This window comes from uncultured Aquincola sp., assembly GCF_964001545.1.
GTDB lineage: Bacteria > Pseudomonadota > Gammaproteobacteria > Burkholderiales > Burkholderiaceae_C > Aquincola.
On the sequence record NZ_CAXFDV010000420.1, the window covers coordinates 1 to 2,667 of the forward strand.

Consider the following 2,667-nt stretch of genomic DNA (forward strand, 5'->3'; position numbering starts at 1 on the left):
GGCCACGCGCCGTATGGCGAGCGGGATGCAGACTTTGTCATCGAGCGCACGCGGCGCGCGGCGCGCTTCCTGCGCGAGCGGGGCGCGCAGCTGCTGGTGATCGCCTGCAACACCGCCACGGCGGCGGCGGTGAACCCGCTGCGCGCGGAGCTGGGCGGCTGGCCGATCGTCGGCATCGAGCCTGGCATCAAGCCGGCGCTGGGCATGACGCGTAATGGCCAGGTCGGCGTGATGGCCACCCGCGGCACGCTGCACAGCGAGCGCTTCGCGGCCCTGCAGACCGCACTGCTGGCCGAGGCGCCAGGCGTGCGGTTCCACCTGCAGGCCTGCGTGGGCCTGGCGCAGGCGATCGAGCAGCACCCGCTGCACAGCCAGGCCGTGGCCGAGGTGATCGCCCGCCACACCGCGCCCCTGCGCGAGGCCAGCTGCGACGTGGTGGTGCTGGGCTGCACCCACTACCCGCTGGTGGCGCCGCAGATCCAGGCGCAGCTGGGGCCGCAGGTGCAGCTGGTGGATACCTCGCAGGCCGTGGCGCGGCGCACCGCCGCGCTGGCGGCCGAGCTCCCGATCACCGACACCGGCCAGCCCGATGCGCTCTACACCACGGGTGACCCAGCGCCGCTGCAGGCGCTGGCCGAGCGCTGGGCCGGCGTGCGGGCCCTGGCGCAGCGGGTCAAGCTTTGACGGTGTCGCCGGCCGTGGCGGCGCGCATGCCGCGCGCCACGTCGATCGGCCGCAGCAGCGCCAGCCCCAGCAGGAAAAACGCGCCGGTGGACAGGATGGCCAGCCGGTGGTTGCCCGACGTCAACCAGGTGACCAGGCCGTAGGTCAGCGGCCCCACGATGGCCGCCAGCCGGGTGGCGAAGGTCCATAACCCGAAAAACTCGGCCAGGCGGTCGGCGGGCGCCAGCACGCCCGCCAGCGCCCGTCCGGCCGATTGGCTGGAGCCCATGCACAGGCCGGCCAGTACCGCCGCCACCCAGAACAGCGGCGCGCTGGTGGCCGCGTAAGCCAGCAGCGTCATCAGCAGCCAGCCGACCAGCGTGGCGCCCAGCGCGCGACGGTGGCCGATGCGGTCCTGCCAGTAGCCGAACAGGAAGGCACCGCCCGCCGAGGCGATGTTGACCGCGAACACCAGCGCCATCGTGTCCGTCTGCGCAAAGCCCAGCGCCTGCTCGGCATACACCGCTGCCAGCGCGATGACCACCGCGATGCCGGCCTGGTAGGCGGTGCTGCAGGCCATCAGCCAGGCGAAGTCGCGGTACTGGCCGGCTTCGCGCGCGGTGCGAGCCAGGCGGGCCAGGGCATCGCCGATGCCGCCCTGGGCGCTGGCGGCGGCCGGCTGCGGCCGTGCCCGCTCCTTCAGCAGCGCAAAGGTGGCCAGCGACGCGACGCCGTAGACCCCCGCGGTGATCAGCATCGTGACGGGCACGAACTGCGTGGCCTGCTGGCCCTGGCCTTGCGCCCACAGCACATAGCCCAGCGACAGACCGAGGGACAACATGCCGCCGAAGTAGCCGAAGCTCCAGCCCCAGCCGGACACACGGCCCAGCGCCTCGCGGCGCGACAACTCGGGCAGGAAAGCGGCGTTCAGCGCCTCGCCATACGAATAGAAGACGTTGGACACCACCACCGCCACGGCCGCCAGCGCCACGTCGCCGCGGCCGCAGAAGGCCAGGCCGATGGTAGCCAGCACGCAGCCGGCGGTGGTCCAGGCCAGCAGCCGCTTCTTGGCGCCGCGCTGGTCGGCATGCGCGCCCAATGCGGGCACGGTGAACATGGTGATGGCGCTGGAGACGGCGATGCACAGCGTCCAGGCCAGCGTGGCCCAGCTGGCGCCTTGTGCCACCACGCCCACGAAGTAGGCGTTGAAGACGGCGGTGAGCACCACCGTCGTGTAGCCCGAGTTGGCGAAGTCGTACATCGCCCAACCGAACACTTCGCGCTTTTGGACGCCTTCGTTCAGCGCCGCTTGGGGAAACCAGCTCAAGCCCACTCCTGCCGTTTTGGCGGCGGAGCCTAGCACTGCACGGTGAAACGGCTCAGCGCGGGCGGCCGGGAGCCGCATCCGCAGCCGGCGTCGGCTCGGGCAGGTCGGCCATCAGGGTCTCGAACCAGGCAGTGCCCTCAGCCGACGCATAGCTGACCAGCGGGCGGCTGCCGCGCCGCGGCGTGGCACTGTCGGCCGGCACGAACTTCACCCCCGGCAGCGAACGGCCTGCACGCGGCGCGGACATCTGGATGAACGATGAAGGGGTGATGAATTGCATGCTTTTGCCTCCTGGGTGCCGATTCTTGGCCCGCATCCGCGGGGGTGGCATCGCCCGCAAGGGGGATGGCTGGTCAGCGGATGGCGGGCACCCACAGCTGCAGGCGCGGCAGCATCAAGCGATAGGGCAGCAACAGCACCACGGCCATCAGCCACTTGACGCTGAGGTCGCCGGCGGCCAGCGCCAGCCAGTCGAGGTCGGTGCCGGCAAAGGCCAGCGCGAAGAAGATCAGCGTGTCCAGCACCGAGGCCACCGACGAGCCCACCAGCGGCGCCTTCCACCACGACTGGGCGCGCCAGCGGTTGAACACCGCCACGTCCAGCAGCTGCGAGACGATGAAGGCCGCGCCCGAGGCCACCGCGATGCGCCAGGGCGCCAGCAGCAGCGACACCAGCAC

General features: G+C 71.7%; 4 protein-coding genes. 1 reads left to right on the plus strand and 3 read right to left on the minus strand.

What is annotated here, in order from left to right; genetic code table 11:
- A partial coding sequence (locus tag ABNT58_RS14280; RefSeq protein WP_348754130.1) for an aspartate/glutamate racemase family protein occupies positions 1-684 on the plus strand: 684 nt, incomplete at its 5' end.
- Here the strand turns inward: ABNT58_RS14280 and ABNT58_RS14285 are convergent.
- The 3 genes from ABNT58_RS14285 to ABNT58_RS14295 all read right to left on the minus strand — a co-directional run.
- The gene (locus ABNT58_RS14285; RefSeq protein ID WP_348754131.1) at positions 674-1,990 is read right to left on the minus strand and encodes an MFS transporter; all 1,317 of its coding nucleotides are present in this window, start codon (positions 1,988-1,990) and stop codon (positions 674-676) included. The two genes, ABNT58_RS14280 and ABNT58_RS14285, sit on opposite strands and share 11 nt — an antisense overlap.
- Positions 1,991-2,042: 52 nt before the next feature.
- Entirely contained in the window at positions 2,043-2,270 is a 228-nt protein-coding gene (locus ABNT58_RS14290) for a hypothetical protein (protein ID WP_348754132.1), read from the minus strand.
- Between the two features lie 73 nt (positions 2,271-2,343).
- A partial coding sequence (locus ABNT58_RS14295; protein ID WP_348754133.1) for a queuosine precursor transporter occupies positions 2,344-2,667 on the minus strand: 324 nt, incomplete at its 5' end.

Excerpts from the sequence above, each read along its gene's own strand:
- ABNT58_RS14290 (WP_348754132.1), bottom strand. The coding sequence starts at position 2,270 with ATGCAATTCATCACCCCTTCATCGTTCATCCAGATGTCCGCGCCGCGT.